This window comes from Ruegeria sp. AD2(2025), assembly GCF_056542385.1.
In genome coordinates this window covers 124,515-141,127 of record NZ_JBQFZS010000002.1, presented here as the reverse complement: position 1 = coordinate 141,127, position 16,613 = coordinate 124,515, and the positions used below count along the sequence as shown (strand labels likewise).

The following is a 16,613-nucleotide window of genomic DNA, read 5'->3' as shown; positions in this document are numbered from 1 at the left end:
TTCACATACGTCGCCCCCAGATTGCCCTAACGTCAATCCTGTTACCGTAGGAGGTCGGGTTTATCATCCCCGATATCTGTCCACCGACCTCTCCCTGTACGAAAGCCATATGCCTTCCTGGGCATATGGCTTTTTCCTTTTCCAGCCCGAAAAAGAAAAAGGCCGGGACGCGGGGCCCCGGCCCTTGTTCCTGATCGGCGTCCTCTATTCGAGGCTCAGCGCGACGAATCTGGGCTCACCGCCCCGGCGCACCAGCAACAGCAGCGACTTGCGCCCCGCCTCGCGCGCCTCATCCATCCGCGCCTCAAGATCCGCGATCGAGGTCACCTTCTGCTGCCCCGCCTCGGTGATCAGATCACCGGCGCGCAGGCCCTTTTCAAACGCTTCCGAGGCCTCGTCCACATTGGTCACCAGCAGCCCTTCGGCATCGGCATCCAGCCCCAGCTCCTCGCGTTGGCTGTCGCCCAGCGGTGCGATGGTCAGGCCCAGAATGTCCTTATCCTCCTCGACCGGCGCTTCGGCCTCGGGCTCGCCGCCCTCTTCGGCGCGCTCGGCATCCTCGCGGCGGCCCAGCGTCACCAGAACGGTCTGCGTACCACCGTCGCGATGCACCACGACGCGCACCGATTTGCCCACGGTGGTCTCTCCGACCTGCCGGACCAGACCGCGCGTATCCTCGACCTCGACCCCGTCAAAGCTGATGATCACGTCGCCCGCCAACAGACCAGCGTCTTTCGCCGGGCCATCCGGCACATCGCTGATCAGCGCGCCGCCGGGTTTTTCCAGCCCCATCGCCTCGGCCATATCCTCGGTCACGTCCTGAATGCGCACACCCAGCCAGCCGCGGCGGGTCTCGCCGAACTCGCGCAGTTGATCGACCACCTTGATCACCACATTCGACGCCATCGAGAACCCGATACCGATCGAGCCGCCATTGGGCGACAGAATCGCGGTGTTCACCCCGATCACCTCGCCATTCATGTTGAACAGCGGCCCGCCCGAGTTGCCCCGGTTAATCGCTGCATCTGTCTGGATGTAGTCGTCATAAGACCCGCTCAGCGCCCGGTTCCGGGCCGAGACAATCCCGGCGGAAACCGAGAACCCCTGCCCCAGCGGGTTGCCCATCGCAATCACCCAATCGCCGACGCGCATGGTGTCGCTGTTGCCGAATTTCACATATTGCAGCGGCCCTTCGGCCTCGACCTTCAGCAGCGCGATGTCGGTCTTTTCGTCCGTGCCGATCACCTTGGCCACCAGTTCCTTGACCGGCTGCCCGTCACCCGGGAAGAACTCGATCAGAATCTCGTCGGCTTCCGCAATGACGTGATTGTTGGTGACGATGAATCCGTCCTCGGAAATCACGAACCCCGATCCCAGCGCATTGCTGCGACGCGGGCGGTTTTCGCCATCGCCGCCGTTGCGGTCCTGAAATTCACGGAAAAAATCCTCGAACGGAGAGCCCTCCGGCACGATCCCCTGTGGGCCGGTCTGGCCCTCGATCAGGGTCGAGGTGGTGATGTTCACCACCGCCGGGCTGATCTGTTCGGCCAGCGGCGCAAGGCTTTCGCGCGCCTGTGCTGCCACAGTCTGCGCCAGCACCAGCAGCATCCCCGCCAAGGCCAGCCACATCAGCCGCACCATTCCACCAACCTCGTCCCGCCGGACGGACACAACGCGCGCTTTCGCCTGCACTTGGGGTTCTCCTTGTCGAAACCTGTTCACGGGGACCTAGCTTGCAGCCCACCCTTGGCAACCAATGTAGTCAGTTTGGCCAAGCCCGCAACTCGGGATCGCGGGGAAATCACCGGCACGTGAGGGCCAGACGCTAAAACCCCACCTGATACGCGCCCCACAGCAGGATGAAACCGCTGACCACGCACAGCAACCCCATCAGCCGCCGCGCCTGTTCGGGCAGCGCCCGCAGTGCTTCAAGCATGCGTTCAATAAGCGAAGGGGCCAGCGCATAGGCCAGCCCCTCGACAATCAGCACCAGCCCGAAGGCCAGAAGGATCATACCCATTACCGGGATGCCTGCCCTGTGGGTGACTTCAGGTAGTTGAAGAACTCTGAATCCGGGCTCAGCACCATCGAGCTGTTGCCCCCGCCCAGCGCTTTTTCATACGCGGTCAGAGAGCGGTAGAATTCAAAGAACTCCGGGTCCGCGCCATAGGCTTCGGCGAAGATCGCGTTGCGCTCGGCGTCGGCCTCACCGCGAATGATCTCGGCCTCGCGGTTTGCGTCGGATACCAGTTCGACCACGGTCCGGTCGGCCTGCGCACGCACACGCTGCGCGGCCTCGTTACCGCGGGCGCGTTCGTCAGTGGCCTCACGTTCCCGTTCCGCCTTCATCCGGTCAAAGGTCGCTTCGAGGTTGGCCTGCGGCAGGTCGGTCGCTTTCAGACGCACGTCGATCACGCTCACGCCCAGCGCGCGGGCTTCGGCAATCGCACTGTTCCGAATACGCAGCATCAGCGCGGCACGGTCGGAACTCAGGATGTCACGCGAGGATACCGAACCCAGAACCTCACGCGTTTCTGCGCGCAGGATGCGGTCCAGACGATCCTCGGCCACCGGAATGCCTCCGACACCAACGGCCTGACGGAACTGCTCCAGATCGGAAATCCGATAGCGGGCAAAGGCGTCGACCACCAGACGACGATCGTCCAGAGGCGTCACTTCCAGCGGCTGCACATCGATCGACAGGATGCGGTCGTCATAGCGAACCACTTCCTGAATCAGCGGGATCTTGAACGCCAGACCGGGCTCTTCCTTCACCGCGACAACGCGGCCAAACTGCAGAACCAGCGCACGCTCGCGCTCGTCCACGATAAAGATCGAGGACAGAATACCGACAATCGCAATCACGATAACCGGCAGAATGAATGTTGCTTTACGCATCAGTTGCTCTCCTGTCCGGAATTGCGGCGCAACTCGTTCAGCGGCAGATACGGCACGACGCCCTGCCCCGATCCGGTCGAGTTCTCATCCAGAATGATCTTGTCCACGTCACCCAGAACCTGCTCCATCCGTTCCAGATACAGACGTTTGCGGGTCACATCCGGCGCTTTGGAGTATTCTTCCAGAACCGCGCTGAAACGGCTGGCCTCACCCTGCGCGCTGTTGATCTGCTGGGCGCGATAAGCTTCGGCCTCTTCCAGAACCTGTGCGGCCTCACCGCGGGCTTCGGCAAGCACACGGTTGGCATAAGCGTCAGCGACGTTCTGCAGACGGTCACGTTCCTGCGCAGCGGCCTGAACATCGCGGAAGGCGGCGATCACGTCCTGCGGCGGGTCGGCCTTGTCAAAGTTCACACGAACGATGTTCACGCCCGAGTCGTAGCTGTCCATCGTCTGCTGAATCAGCTCCTGCAGACGTTCGGCGATAATACCGCGATCCCGGTTCAGGATCGGGGCCAGTTCGCTTTGCGCGATGATCTCACGCATGGCCGATTCCGACACGGCGCGGATCGTCTGACGCGGGTCGCGCAGGTTGAACAGGTACTTGGCCGGGTCATTGATGTTCCAGACGACCTGATAGTCGATATCGACCACATTCTCGTCGCCGGTCAGCATCAGACCATCGTCGCTGCCGCGCGCGCCGCCCATATCTTCGTTCTGTTCGCGGGTGACCGGAATAACCTCGGCGGTCACAAACGGCCACGGGGCAAAGTTCAGACCGGGGTTACCCACGGCCGAAAACTCTCCCAGAAACAGCTCAACCGACTGTTCTTCGGGCTTGACGGTGTAGAAGCTGGCCAGCCCCCACAAGACCGCAGCGGCCACAAGACCAATCGCAACGGTCCCCTTGGTAAACGCCGGACCACCGCCGCCGCCTGAGCCGTTGGTGCCACGGCCACCGCCGCCACGGCCGCCCATAAGGACGCGCAGCTGCTCCTGACCCTTTTTCATCAGCTCGTCGATCTCGGGGATCTGCGGGCCGTCGCCTTCGGGGGGCTTGCGCCCGTCCCCGTTGTTACCCCGATTTCCTCCGCCACCGGATGAGCCTCCGCCCCCCCAGGGGCCGCCGCTGTTGCCCGCCATATGTGTTTTTTCCCTTGTGTTGGACCGTGTGATCACGGCTTCCCTTGTAACGTGTGTGCGCGCGGTTGCAAATCAAGCCGTGCGTACAGGTTGCCGCATTGTCACCAGTTCTTCGGCCATCACCGGATGAACCGCAACCGTGCGGTCGAAATCTTCCTTGGTGGCGCCCATCTTGACCGCGATCCCGGCCAGCTGGATCATCTCACCCGCGCCCGGCGCCACGATGTGACAGCCCAGAACCTTGCGCGTCGCCTGAGACACGAGCAGCTTCATCAGAACGCGCTGCGTGCCACCCGCAAAAGCCTTCTGCATCGGCTTGAACGAGGTTGCATAGACCTCGATCGGTTCCTGCGCCGCCGCCTCTTCTTCGCTCATACCCACAGTGCCCATTTCCGGCTGCGTGAAGATCGCGGTCGGGATCAGCTCGTGATCCACAGGTGTCGGGTTGCCTTTGAACACGGTCTCGACAAAGGCCATACCCTCGCGGATTGCGACCGGAGTCAGGTTCACCCGGTCCGTCACGTCTCCGATAGCATAGATCGAAGGCACGCCAGTCTGGCTGTATTCATCCACGATGATCTCACCCTTGCGGCCGCGTTCAACGCCCAAGCCTTCCAGCCCCAGATCATCCGCATTCGGCGCGCGGCCGGTGGCATACATCACCACATCAAACGACTGTTCGGACCCGTTGGTGGCCTTCACGCGAATCTTGTCGCCGTCCTTGGCCATCTCAAGCACATTGGTGCCCAGATGCAGGTCGACACCATTCTGGCACATCTCTTCACTGATCAGCCCGCGTGCTTCATCATCGAAACCGCGCAGAATCTGCGCCCCGCGATAGAACTGTGTGGTCTTGATCCCCAACCCGTTCATGATCCCGGCGAATTCGCAGGCGATATAGCCGCCACCGACGATCAGGATGCTTTCGGGCAGCTTCTCAAGATGAAAAATCTCGTTCGACGTGATGGCAAGTTCAGACCCCGGAAACTCGGGCACGACAGGGCGACCACCGGTGGCGATCAGAATATGCTTGGCCGTCTTGCGCGTGCCATCAGCCAGTTCGACCGTATGCGGATCAACCACACGGGCCCGCTGATCAAAGCTCTCGACGCCGTTGTTTTTCAGGATGTTGCGATAGATACCTTCCAGCCGGTCCAGCTCGGCGACCAGCTTGCCGTGGAAGGTGTTCCAGTCAAACGCACCCGGCTGAATGTCCCAGCCATACTCCTGCGCGTCGCCGACCATGCCCGAGAATTCGCTGGCAAAGACCATCAGCTTTTTCGGAACGCAGCCCCGGATGACGCAGGTGCCGCCATAGCGATCCTCTTCCGCCAGCGCCACCTTGGCCCCGGTCTCACCCGCCGCCACACGCGCGGCCCGAACCCCGCCCGAGCCGCCACCGATGACGAACAGATCATAGTCAAAGCTCATAGGTGCGTTCCTTTTATTCCGCGTGACCAAAATTCACTGGATATCTGGGCGCAAATTTCCAACTGCCAACCCCCGGCTGCCGAAATTGCGATTTTTCTTCCGCTGCTTGCCAAACCACCCGCCCGGCGCTTAGTCCGCCAGATCGGAAAACAGGTTGTCCCCGCTCTCGCCCAGCAAATCGGTCTCAACCGTGCCCGCGTTGAGGTCGCGCAGCTCGACCCGGCCATCGCCATAGCCCACGATAACCTTGTCGCAGATATCGATGAATAACCCGTTCTCGACCACCCCGGGGATCTGGTTCAGCACCAGTGCCAGTTGCCGCGCGTTCCCGATGCGTTTCAGGTGCAGGTCCAGAATGTGGTTGCCCTCGTCGGTCACCTTCGGGGCCTCGCCATTCATGCGCAACGTGACCGAGGTGCCCAGCACGTCCATCGTGTCCAGCGCTTCCTCGATCAGGGTGCGCGTGGTCTGCCAGCCAAAGGGGATCACCTCGACCGGTAAGGGGAACGCGCCCAGCGTCTCAACCTCTTTGCCCGCATCGGCGATCACCACCATCTGATCGCTGGCCGTGGCCACGATCTTTTCCTGCAGCAACGCCGCACCGCCGCCCTTGATCAGATTGAACTCATCATCAAACTCATCCGCGCCATCAATGGTCAGGTCCAGCCACCCGGCCTGATCCAGCGAGACCACCTCGATCCCCACCTCACGCGCCAATTGCGCCGTGGCGGTCGAGGTCGGCACGCCCTTGATCTTCAGCCCTTCGTCGCGCACGCGCTCACCCAGACGCTTGACCAACCACGCGGCGGTCGATCCGGTGCCCAGACCCACGCGCATCCCGTCCTCGACCAGATCGGCAGCGCGGTAGGCCGCAACATATTTGGCTTTGTCGATCGGCGACAAATCTTTGCTCATGACAACATCCCCCAAGCATTCTGCCCGCCTTATACGGAATGCCCCCAACGACTGCGAGAGGCAAATCGCCCCGCACCTGTGCTAACATGCCGCTGGAATACGCCTTTCCGATAGGAAACGTCGCAATCAGGGTGACGTACCGCCGCCGCAGCACATAGATAGAGGTCATGGAGACGCCGCACCGCCTGCATTACGCCCCCGACAACGCCTCGCTGGTGATCCGGCTGGTGTTGGAAGAGATGGGCCTGCCCTATGACACCGTTCTGGTCGACCGCGCCCGGAACGAACAGGACAGTGCGGCCTATCGGGCGTTGAACCCCAACGGGCTGATCCCGGTGCTGGAAACCCCACAGGGCCCGATCTTTGAAACCGCCGCGATCTTGCTGTGGCTGGGCGATACGCATAGCCAGATGGCCCCCGGCCCCGACAGCCCCGACCGCGCTGCGTTTCTGAAATACTTGTTCTTTGCCTCGAACACCCTGCACGCCGACCTGCGCATCCTGTTCTACGCCGAGAAATACATTGAGGCCGCACAGGCCGAAGCCTTACGCGGGGGCATCCGCCCCCGGCTGCGCCAGCACCTGCAAGTGCTCGACGCGCTGGCCCATCAAGGCCCCGACTGGTTCAGCACGCAGCCCTCGGTTCTGACCTATTACGTCGCCTGCATGATGCGCTGGATGGCGCTTTATCCCGCACAGGCCGACCGCAGTTGGTATCAACTGGCCGACACCCCATATCTGCAGACCATCCTGATGCAGTTGGAAATGCGCCCCGCAACGCGCGCCGCAATCAAAGCCGAGGGGTTGGGGGCCACCCCCTTCACCTCTCCGACCCATGCCAATCCACCAGAAGGCTCAGCTACCTGACATGTTTCTCTCTGTCTTCGAAATGTTCAAAGTGGGCATCGGCCCGTCCTCGTCTCATACCATGGGCCCCATGGTTGCCGCCGCAAGGTTCCTCGACATGATGCGGGAATCGCCATTCGAGTTCTCGGGCCTGCGCGGATCGCTGCACGGCTCGCTGGCCTTTACCGGTGTCGGCCACGCGACCGACCGCGCCACCATCCTTGGCCTCGCGGGCTTTGTTCCCGACACCTATGACAACGACAAGGCCGAGGCCGCGCTGGCCCAGATACATGAGACCCACACGGTGTCGCCTGAAGGCCTGCCAAAGCTGCGGTTCGATCCCAAAACCGATCTGGTTTTTGACTTCGAACACAACCTGCCCGGCCATGCCAACGGCATGATCCTGATGGCCACCGACGCGCAGGGCGACGTGATTCTGCGGCAGGTGTTTTACTCGGTCGGCGGCGGCTTTGTCCTGACCGAAGAGGAACTGGCCGAAGGCAAGGACACGGATGAAGGCAAACCGGTGCCCTTCCCGTTCAAATCGGCGGTCGAGATGCTGGATATGGCGCGCGCCAGCGGCAAAAGCATCGCACAAATGAAGCGCGCCAATGAAATTGCCCGTGGCTGTCCGGAAAGCTTTGCCAAAGGCTCTGCCCGGCTGTGGCAGGTGATGAACGACTGTATCGAGCGTGGCCTGACCACCGACGGCATCCTGCCCGGCGGGTTGCATGTGCGCCGTCGCGCCAAGGGCATCCACGACGCGCTGGTGGCCGAACGCGGCATGAACCTGAACGCCCCGCACACGATCAACGACTGGATGAGCGTCTACGCCATGGCCGTGAACGAGGAAAACGCCGCCGGAGGACAGGTCGTCACCGCCCCCACCAACGGCGCGGCAGGCGTGCTGCCTGCGGTGCTGCGCTATTACCTCGATCACGTGCCCGGTGCGTCCGAAACCCGGATTGAGGATTTCCTGCTGACGGCCGCCGCCATTGGCGGTCTGGTCAAGTACAACGCCTCGATCTCAGGCGCCGAAGCCGGGTGTCAGGCCGAGGTCGGCAGCGCCTCGGCCATGGCCGCCGCCGGGCTTTGCGCGGTGATGGGCGGCACGCCCGAGCAGGTGGAGAACGCCGCCGAGATCGCACTGGAACATCACCTGGGTATGACCTGCGATCCCGTTGCCGGGCTGGTTCAGGTGCCCTGTATCGAGCGCAACGGTCTGGGCGCGATCAAGGCGGTCTCGGCCGCCTCGCTGGCCTTGCGTGGTGACGGACACCACTTTGTCCCGCTGGACGCAGTGATCGAGACCATGCGCCAGACCGGCCATGACATGCATGAGAAATACAAGGAAACCTCGCTGGGCGGGCTGGCCGTCAACGTCCCCAACTGCTGAATAACCCTTTCCCCCGGGCACGCCTTAACCTAGCGTGCCCGACATGACCCAGGATCGTCCCATTCTCGGCATCTTTCTGATGCTTGGCTTTTGCGTGCTTGCCCCGCTGGGTGATGCCATGGCCAAAGTGCTGGGCGAGACCACGCCCATCGCCCTGCTCGTCTGGGTGCGTTTTTTGGTGCAGGTCATCATTCTGGCCCCGCTGATTGCGGCAACGGGCCGCCCGTGGCGGATGCGCGGGCGCGTTCTGCGGCTGACGGTGATCCGTACGCTGCTGCATATCGCCGGTATTTCGGCCATGTTCAGCGCACTGCTGTTCCTGCCACTGGCCGATGCGGTCGCCATCGCCTTTGTCATGCCCTTCATCATGCTTCTGCTGGGTCGCTTCGTGCTGGGCGAACAGGTCGGCCCTCGCCGTCTGAGCGCCTGTATCGTCGGCTTCATCGGCACTTTGCTGGTGATCCAGCCCAGCTTTGCCGAAGTCGGAGCCCCCGCCCTGTTGCCGCTGATCGTTGCCGTGGTGTTTGCCCTGTTCATGCTGGTCACGCGGCAGATCGCCAAAGAGGTCGACCCCATCGCGCTGCAGGCCGTGTCCGGGGGGATGGCAACGGTGATCCTGCTGCCGGTCCTGCTGCTGGGAACGCGCGCAGGTGTCGGTCAGATGTCGTTCATCACCCCCAACGCCGAGACGCTCTGGCTGCTGCTGGCCATCGGTGTTCTGGGCACGGTGGCGCATCTGCTGATGACATGGTCGCTGCGCTATGCGCCCTCGGCGACGCTGGCCCCGATGCAATATCTGGAAATTCCCGTCGCCACCCTGATCGGTTGGCTGATCTTCCGCGACCTGCCCAACGGGCTGGCCGCCCTCGGCATCCTGATCACCATCGCCGCCGGGCTTTACGTCATCCTGCACGAGCGGGCCAATGCCCGCACCGGCCCGACAGAAACGCCTGCATGACCTGATCCAACGCCCCCCGCGGCACCATCACCAGCAGGCCCGGATCGTCCACCTCAAGCGTTACCTCTCCGACCACCCGGTTCGAGGTCCCGACCCGCCCGTCCGGCTCAAGCACCAGATCGTCAATCGGCCATTCCAGCCCCCGACTGCGCCCCGTTATGCGCCGAAATGGAAACAATGACACGGTGGCCCCTGCGGCCATATTCAGCGTGATCCGGGGCGGCGCCAGAAACACGACCTCATGCGCGCCAAGCAGCAGGCAGGCCCGATCCGGCCAACGCACAAGGGTGTTGAAGGCCGCCAACTGATGATCAACCCGCGCGCCCAGAAACCCCGCAGCCAGCACCAAAGGGGCCTGAACATGGCGCAGCGCCTTGTCGAAATCCGTGCTGTCCTGTTCTTGGATCGGAAACAACCGATACTCGGGAATCCGCGCCCGATGGGCTGCCGTCAGCGAGTCGAAATCCCCGATCACCGCATCCGGAATACGCCCCGAATCAAGCAGCGCCGCCGCGCCGCCATCCGCCGCGACGGCAGAATCGACCCGCTCCAGCACCAGATTCACGTCACTGGGGCCGATTTCCCCACCGCCAAACAGCCCGATTGCCCCCTCGGCCCGAACAATTGACGCATTTTTCGCAAGATTGACCATATTTCCCGGTTTTGGACATAATGAGACCACAAAATGATAGACTCATAGCTACAGTTTGAAGTCGATTGCCCAAAGCTGTGTTGGGCAATGTGACTTGGTAGTTTGTAGAGGACGTGCGTCTGATGGTACAGAACAACAAGGTATTAACCGTTTCTTACGGGACCTTCTCGTGCACTTTGGAAGGCTTCGACGATTCATTTGAAACGATGAAGGCCATTGCCGAATACTTCCGCGATCTTGCGGCCGATGACCGCTATTTCGGATCAGAACCCCCTCAGCCCGACGCCGAAATGCTGACCCGCATCGCCCAGCGCGATGTCGCCCGCCGGGTCGAAGCCAGCCAAAGCGACAGCGGCCTGCTGCTGCGCGCAACCGAGGCCACCGCCGCAGCACCGACCCCCGCTGCCATCGCGCCTGCCCCGGCCCCCGAACCTGCGCAGCCCGCCACCAGCATCACGCCCCCGGCCGCATCCGCAGCCGAGCCCGCACCGGCTGCCGACAGTATCGCGGCCAAGCTGCAGCGTATCCGCGCCGTGGTCTCGCATTCCCACGACACCCCCCCGGCCTATGCCGAGGATGAGGACACCAGCTATCTCCAGCCCGCCGAACCGCAGGTCGACGCGATCTCGGCCGCGTTCGAGGCCGGCGCCCTCAGCCCCGCCGATCTGGACGAACCGGCCCCCTTGCCGGAACAGGCCGAAGACAGCGCCGCCCCTGCCCAGGAACCGGTTGAAGACATCGAACAGGATGGCGTCGACCTTGCCGACCTGACCTCGGCCCTGGCGGCAGACGACACATACGAGGACGAAACCACCGAGGACGACATCGACCTGACCGCTCTGGTCTCCGCACCCGAGGTCGAGGAAGACGAGACCGCACAACAGGACGATACGCCCGCTGAAGTTGCAGAAAGTGACGTGACAGACAGTGACGTCCTGTTCTCGGATCTCGACGACACCCCGGACGCCGAAGAGACCCCCGAGGACGAGCCCAACATCCTGAGCGCCGAGACCGACGCGGACGAGGCCCCCTCCGAGGCGCTGGCCGATATCGCCCGCGACGTGATCTCGGCCGAGGACGAGGCGCTGCTGCTGGATGAAATCGCATTGGTCGAATCCGAACTGGCCGCCGCCACCCCGACCGAACCGATGTCGGGTCTGGATCAGGACGTCTCGCGCCTGATGGACACCGCTGGCGCGCGGCTGGACGATCCGGCCACCAGCGATCAGCGCGAAACCTATTCGCACCTGCGCACCGCCGTTGCCGCAACCGAGGCCGAGCGCGCCAAGGGTGGCGACACCGCCACCGGCCCCGAGGATGAGTATCGCGGCGATCTGGCCTCGGTCGTCAGCCCCCGCCGCCCCGAGGTTCACGTCACCAGCGCCCGCCCGACGGCCCCGGCTGCCGCACCGCTGAAACTGGTGGCCGAGCAGCGCGTCGACGCCTCGGATGACGACGCCGACGCCCCCCCGGTGACCCCGCGCCGCGTAACCACGGTCGAAGAAGGTGCTGCCGATGAAGAAGGCGGCTTTGCCACCTTCGCGCAGGAACAGGGTGCCCAGTCGCTGCCCGACCTGCTCGAGGCCGCGGCCTCATACCTGTCCTTCATCGAAGGCCAGGAACAGTTCTCGCGGCCGCAGCTGATGAACAAGGTCCGCTCGCTCAAGCAAGAGGCGTTCAACCGCGAAGAAAGCCTGCGGTCGTTCGGCCAGTTGCTGCGCGACGGCAAGATCGAAAAGGCCGGCGGCGGGCGCTTTGCGGCGTCGACCCAGATCGGGTTCCGCCCCGATGACGACGAACGCGCCGCGGGCTAAGCCCCCGGCCACACAGAAATACCCCCCTCGAAACGCGACAGGGCCAGAGGCAACTCTGGCCCTTTGCTTGTGCGTTTGCCTGAATATTGTGCCCCGGCACGGGCTCTACCCTGTCATTCGCTGACTGACGTCGCGTCGGTTGACGCTGCACCGCAGAAATCTGCTAGGCTCTGCTCCGGAAATGACGTCATCGCTCGATCCGCAACCGCCCCCGAGGTATCCGGCATGAATGATCTGGCCATCCGACGCCTGCGCGTCTTTGACAAGCCCCTTGTCGCAACCCATCTGCGCACGCTTGGCGCGGATGCGCTGCGGTCACGTTTCGGGGCACCCGTTCCCGCCGATTTCCTGCAGCACTACGCCGAAACCGTGTTCGACGGCCCCTCGCTGGTCTACGGCGCGTTCCCCGACCCCTGCCTGCGCGGCATGGCCGAGCTGCGCCCTCTGACCGGCGACCGTCCCCGCAGCGCCGAGGCCGCCTTCACCGTCGAGGCCCCCTGGCAGGACCGCGGCATCGGCGACGCCCTTCTGTCGCGCATCATCGCCGGAGCCCGCAACCGGGGCATCCGCGAGGTGCACATGATCTGCCTTGCCACCAATCAGAGGATGCGCCGCCTGGCGCTCAAACACCGTGCCGATCTGAACCTAACGACCGGAGAGATCGCGGCCCGGCTCACCCCGCCCTGGCCCACCCCCTTCAGCATGGCGCAAGAGATCGCGGGCGAATACCACGCCTTTGCCCGGGCGGTGTTCAGGGTCGGAAACTGAAGGCCAGCGCCTGCGACATGGCTTGCACCCCCGACCAAAGCTATTTCCTACAGGGATCAGTTCTGATCCTGATCGGGGTCTTCCTTGCCAACCCCGCGGAACACGAACTTGAACGGCAGCACCCAGAGGATACCCAGCACGATATAGACCAACAACTCGATCAGGATCGGCGGGCGGTCGAACAGGCTGATCACCCGCACCGCAACCATGATGTAAAGCGGCAGCCCGACCACCAGAATGACCAGCGACCACCGCCGCCGCGCCTTATAGCTGAGGCCGGGCTTATCGTCCCCGCTCATCAGTCGGCAAACGGGTCGGTCACCAGAATGGTGTCCTCCCGCTCCGGGCTGGTGGACAGCAGCGCGACGGGGCAGTCGATCAGTTCCTCGACCCGGCGCACATATTTGATCGCATTGGCGGGCAAATCGGCCCAGCTGCGCGCGCCCTCGGTGGATTCGCTCCATCCCGGCATCTCTTCATAGACCGGCGTGCAGCGCGCCTGCTGGTCGGCTGCGGTCGGCAGATAGTCCAGGCGGGTGCCGTCCAACTCATACCCCACACAGATTTTCAGCGTCTCGAACCCATCCAGCACATCCAGCTTGGTCAACGAAATGCCGTTCACACCGCTTGTGGCACAGGTCTGACGCACCAGACAGGCATCGAACCAGCCACAGCGGCGCTTCCGGCCGGTGGTGGTGCCGAACTCATGCCCCCGCTCACCCAGACGCTGCCCATCGGCATCGCCCAGCTCGGTCGGAAACGGCCCCTCACCCACGCGGGTGGTATAGGCCTTAACGATCCCCAGCACGAAATCAATCGACCCCGGCCCGATCCCCACGCCGGTCGCAGCCTGACCGGCAATCACGTTGGACGAGGTCACAAACGGATAGGTCCCGAAATCAATGTCAAGCAAAGCGCCCTGCGCGCCTTCGAACAAGATACGCTTACCCGCCTTGCGCTTTTCATTCAGCACCTTCCAGACCGGAGCCGCAAACGGCAGAATCTCAGGCGCAATCTCTTTCAGCTGCGCGATCAGCCCATCCCGGTCAATCGGCTCCAGCCCCAGCCCGCTGCGCAGCGCATTGTGATGCACCAACGCCCGATCCACCCGCAACGCCAAAGTCGCGTCATCAGCCAGATCAGCCACCCGGATCACCCGACGCCCCACCTTATCCTCATAACACGGCCCGATCCCACGACCGGTGGTCCCGATCTTGGCCACCGAGTTCTGACTCTCGCGCGCCCGGTCCAACTCACCATGGAACGGCAGGATCAGCGGCGTGTTCTCGGCAATCATCAGCGTCTCAGGAGTAATATCCACACCCTGCGCCCGGATCGTGCCGATCTCCTTGATCAGATGCCACGGGTCCAGAACAACGCCGTTGCCAATGACACTCAGCTTGCCGCCACGTACAACACCCGAAGGCAGCGCGTGCAGCTTGTAAACCTCACCGTCAATCACCAGCGTATGCCCGGCATTATGCCCGCCCTGAAAACGCGCGATCACATCCGCCCGCTCGCTGAGCCAGTCGACGATCTTGCCTTTTCCCTCGTCACCCCATTGGGCGCCGACAACAACCACGTTGGCCATATCCGGTCCTTTTTACGCTGAGTCTTCAAACCCGGCTCGTATAGCGGCGCGACCGCGGCAGGGAAACCGATAATTCGCCGCAGATCAGAACCGCGCGTGCCGCGCGGTGCCTCCGGTGTTACGAAACATATGAATTGACAACTAAACGGGATTAAGTGGTTTTACACGGAATTACCCGGAAGCCCAACAAAACAAGGCGATTGAGGGCACATTGCCCGGAAACCCAACAAGCCGCGCGAAAAACTTGAACTGGCAGCGCGGTGCGAATTCGGGGCGATGACAAACTTGCTCTGACATTTTCGCCTCGGCTTCGAGCGGCTTTCGATAGCTTTTCAAAACGGCTTCAAAACCCAATGAAACAAGGCAACCAGGAAATCAAGCATCTTTCAAAGTCGACTCCGGTTTTGAAAGGCCTGCGAAGACAAGGTGGCAACTCAGTTGCTACCTTTGAAAGCGCAGCGTGAAACTCTTTAAAGATCAACGAAATAGGGCGTAAACGCGCTATTTCGTTTGGGCGTACTTAAATCAAGGTGGCAACAGAATTTTGTCAATTAAGGCCACTTACGAGAAGACCATACAACCTTCCCGATGATCGGGCTGGCCTCGCGTTTATCGTGGGGTATTAGAAGGGTCCGATATTCAGAGTTGTCGCAGTGTACAAAGAGACCCAACTTATCTAGTTCGACCTCTAATCTTCGAACCCAGAGTTGTCCGTCATCCGAGCGAAGCGCGTAAACTTCTTTCCCAACAGGGTTTGTTTTTCGATGGTCGATCAGAACAATATCTTCAGGGACAAGCGTGGGTGCCATTTGTTTGTCCTGGATCAGAATCAACGAGCACTCTGAGGGTGCCATGCCATGTGCATCAAGCCATGATTTGCTGAACGCCATCTGGCCTATGATTTCGTTTAGAGCTGGTTTGCTTCCCGAACCGCTCTCGACCGTACCGTCCCGCACTGGAAGTTTGACATACTCATCGGCTGTGAGATCGACCTCTTCAGCATCTTCAGTCGTTTCACTTGCTGGCTGCAAGAGGTCCTGAATAGAGACCCCGACAATCTCGGAGAACTTAAGCAAAGTTCGTGTTTTAGGCTCATTTATGCCATTGAAATAGTGACTTACCGCAGAGTGCTTCATTTCCAAGGCAGCCGCGATATCCGCAATGGTATAGCCCTTTGCTCTTGCTGCGGCCCTCATGCGTTCACTCAAATTCGTAAGGTATTGGTCCATTTGGGCTTTGTGCCCATGAAATACGATTCGGGCAAATCGTATTTTGAGTATTGACGATACAGTATTATTAATGGCATTAGGGTCGTATTAAGAGTACGAGGCGAAGCCTATGAAAATTGAAATGATACCCGGTGCAATCCTGCAGGGCGCGATAATGGGCGCTCTCCGCATCCAAAACAAATCGGCCAAAGCAATCTCTGAGGAGAACGGCTTGGATTACACGCATTTCCGCAACGCGTGTTTTGGCATGTCCATGAACAACAAGGCCGCAGAGTTTCGCGAGCGGATCATCGATCTCGTTGGCCGCGAAATGGTTGAGCACCTCTACATCACTCGCATGTTGGAAGAGGCCGAGAAGCTCAAGAATGGAGCTTCATGATGCCGCAAACCGATCGCACTTCTCATAGCCCGACCGACCTGCCTCAGGACCTGTCCTCTGGTCGGGCAAACTTCCCCGAGGGTTCTGCTCGGCCCTCGAGGACCTTTCCAGTCACCCGCTCGTCACTCACGGAACACCAATTCCCGAGCGGTTGCGACGCCGGATCGACTGAGGGCCAACGAGCCCCGGTTTCGATCTGGCGTCGCCTTTGTCGGAACCCGCTCACCGAGATCTTTGGCGACGTGATCGGCGCAGCATGTTTGTTCGTCATTCTCTTTGGCGGGCTCTGGATTGGGGAGATTTTGAAATGAAGTCCGGTAGCAGTCAAAACAACAAACTGATCAAGGCGCTCGTCGTCATGAGGCGGGCTCATTGCGAGGTCGAGCTTGCAGATATCAAAGTCAGGGAAGCCCAAATCGAATATGATGATCCTGATGGGTCGTACGAAACAGCAACAGAAGCACACACTTACGCCCGCAATCAGCAGTTCTTAGCCCACCACAATTTCAGAACGATCGCGGCGTCCTTTCTAGATGATTGTTACGGTGAGTTGATCGAACTCCTTTCCGGTGCGGATAAGGATGGAGACGACTAA

General features: G+C 61.6%; 17 protein-coding genes. 7 read left to right on the top strand and 10 right to left on the bottom strand.

All coding sequences use genetic code 11. The annotated features are described in order from the left end of the window. Positions 1-204: 204 nt before the first annotated feature. The 6 genes from ACR1XV_RS05820 to rpiA all read right to left on the bottom strand — a co-directional run bounded on the left by ACR1XV_RS05820 (position 205) and on the right by rpiA (position 6,386). Entirely contained in the window at positions 205-1,641 is a 1,437-nt protein-coding gene (locus tag ACR1XV_RS05820) for a Do family serine endopeptidase (protein ID WP_480529829.1), read from the bottom strand. Positions 1,642-1,825: 184 nt separating this feature from the next. Next, a complete protein-coding gene (locus ACR1XV_RS05815; RefSeq protein WP_480529449.1) occupies positions 1,826-2,020 on the bottom strand; it encodes a DUF2065 domain-containing protein in 195 nt (64 codons plus the stop codon). Beyond that, complete coding sequence (gene hflC / locus ACR1XV_RS05810; protein WP_480529448.1) at positions 2,020-2,898, bottom strand: protease modulator HflC; 879 nt, start codon at positions 2,896-2,898, stop codon at positions 2,020-2,022. Before hflC ends, ACR1XV_RS05815 begins: the two co-directional genes overlap by 1 nt. Next, positions 2,898-4,040, bottom strand: coding sequence for an FtsH protease activity modulator HflK (gene hflK / locus ACR1XV_RS05805; protein WP_480529447.1), 1,143 nt, complete (start codon positions 4,038-4,040; stop codon positions 2,898-2,900). The genes hflC and hflK overlap by 1 nt, the downstream gene beginning before the upstream one ends. 72 nt (positions 4,041-4,112) lie before the next feature. Continuing rightward, entirely contained in the window at positions 4,113-5,471 is a 1,359-nt protein-coding gene (gor, locus tag ACR1XV_RS05800; RefSeq protein ID WP_480529446.1) for a glutathione-disulfide reductase, read from the bottom strand. A 129-nt stretch (positions 5,472-5,600) separates the two neighbouring features. Beyond that, complete coding sequence (rpiA, locus tag ACR1XV_RS05795) at positions 5,601-6,386, bottom strand: ribose-5-phosphate isomerase RpiA (RefSeq protein WP_480516078.1); 786 nt, start codon at positions 6,384-6,386, stop codon at positions 5,601-5,603. A gap of 167 nt (positions 6,387-6,553) precedes the next feature. Between rpiA and ACR1XV_RS05790 the strand changes: the two genes are divergently transcribed. From ACR1XV_RS05790 to ACR1XV_RS05780, 3 genes are read left to right on the top strand one after another with little or no spacing between them, the layout of a single operon-like run. Next, a complete protein-coding gene (locus tag ACR1XV_RS05790) occupies positions 6,554-7,252 on the top strand; it encodes a glutathione S-transferase family protein (RefSeq protein ID WP_480529445.1) in 699 nt (232 codons plus the stop codon). Position 7,253: 1 nt separating this feature from the next. Beyond that, positions 7,254-8,627, top strand: coding sequence for an L-serine ammonia-lyase (locus ACR1XV_RS05785; protein ID WP_480529444.1), 1,374 nt, complete (start codon positions 7,254-7,256; stop codon positions 8,625-8,627). 43 nt (positions 8,628-8,670) lie between these two features. Then, positions 8,671-9,585, top strand: coding sequence for a DMT family transporter (locus tag ACR1XV_RS05780; protein WP_480529443.1), 915 nt, complete (start codon positions 8,671-8,673; stop codon positions 9,583-9,585). Here the strand turns inward: ACR1XV_RS05780 and ACR1XV_RS05775 are convergent. Then, positions 9,530-10,237: a thiamine diphosphokinase gene (locus ACR1XV_RS05775; protein WP_480529442.1), complete on the bottom strand. Its 708-nt coding sequence runs from the start codon at positions 10,235-10,237 to the stop codon at positions 9,530-9,532. The two genes, ACR1XV_RS05780 and ACR1XV_RS05775, sit on opposite strands and share 56 nt — an antisense overlap. A 122-nt stretch (positions 10,238-10,359) precedes the next feature. Between ACR1XV_RS05775 and ACR1XV_RS05770 the strand changes: the two genes are divergently transcribed. Together ACR1XV_RS05770 and ACR1XV_RS05765 are read left to right on the top strand one after the other, a co-directional pair. Beyond that, positions 10,360-12,051, top strand: a complete 1,692-nt coding sequence (locus tag ACR1XV_RS05770) for a hypothetical protein (RefSeq protein WP_480529441.1) — start codon at positions 10,360-10,362, stop codon at positions 12,049-12,051. Positions 12,052-12,276: 225 nt separating this feature from the next. Beyond that, positions 12,277-12,819 (top strand): GNAT family N-acetyltransferase, encoded by a 543-nt coding sequence (locus ACR1XV_RS05765; RefSeq protein ID WP_480529440.1) that lies wholly within the window; start codon positions 12,277-12,279, stop codon positions 12,817-12,819. A gap of 56 nt (positions 12,820-12,875) precedes the next feature. Here the strand turns inward: ACR1XV_RS05765 and ACR1XV_RS05760 are convergent, their stop codons facing one another. The 3 genes from ACR1XV_RS05760 to ACR1XV_RS05750 form a co-directional block, all read right to left on the bottom strand. Continuing rightward, positions 12,876-13,118, bottom strand: coding sequence for a DUF2842 domain-containing protein (locus tag ACR1XV_RS05760; RefSeq protein ID WP_480529439.1), 243 nt, complete (start codon positions 13,116-13,118; stop codon positions 12,876-12,878). Then, entirely contained in the window at positions 13,118-14,410 is a 1,293-nt protein-coding gene (locus ACR1XV_RS05755; protein WP_480529438.1) for an adenylosuccinate synthase, read from the bottom strand. Before ACR1XV_RS05755 ends, ACR1XV_RS05760 begins: the two co-directional genes overlap by 1 nt. A 551-nt stretch (positions 14,411-14,961) precedes the next feature. After that, entirely contained in the window at positions 14,962-15,639 is a 678-nt protein-coding gene (locus ACR1XV_RS05750; protein WP_480529437.1) for an XRE family transcriptional regulator, read from the bottom strand. A gap of 109 nt (positions 15,640-15,748) precedes the next feature. Between ACR1XV_RS05750 and ACR1XV_RS05745 the strand changes: the two genes are divergently transcribed. Both ACR1XV_RS05745 and ACR1XV_RS05740 read left to right on the top strand, forming a co-directional pair. Then, complete coding sequence (locus ACR1XV_RS05745; protein ID WP_480529436.1) at positions 15,749-16,018, top strand: hypothetical protein; 270 nt, start codon at positions 15,749-15,751, stop codon at positions 16,016-16,018. Positions 16,019-16,274: 256 nt separating this feature from the next. Continuing rightward, positions 16,275-16,613, top strand: coding sequence for a hypothetical protein (locus ACR1XV_RS05740; RefSeq protein WP_480529435.1), 339 nt, complete (start codon positions 16,275-16,277; stop codon positions 16,611-16,613).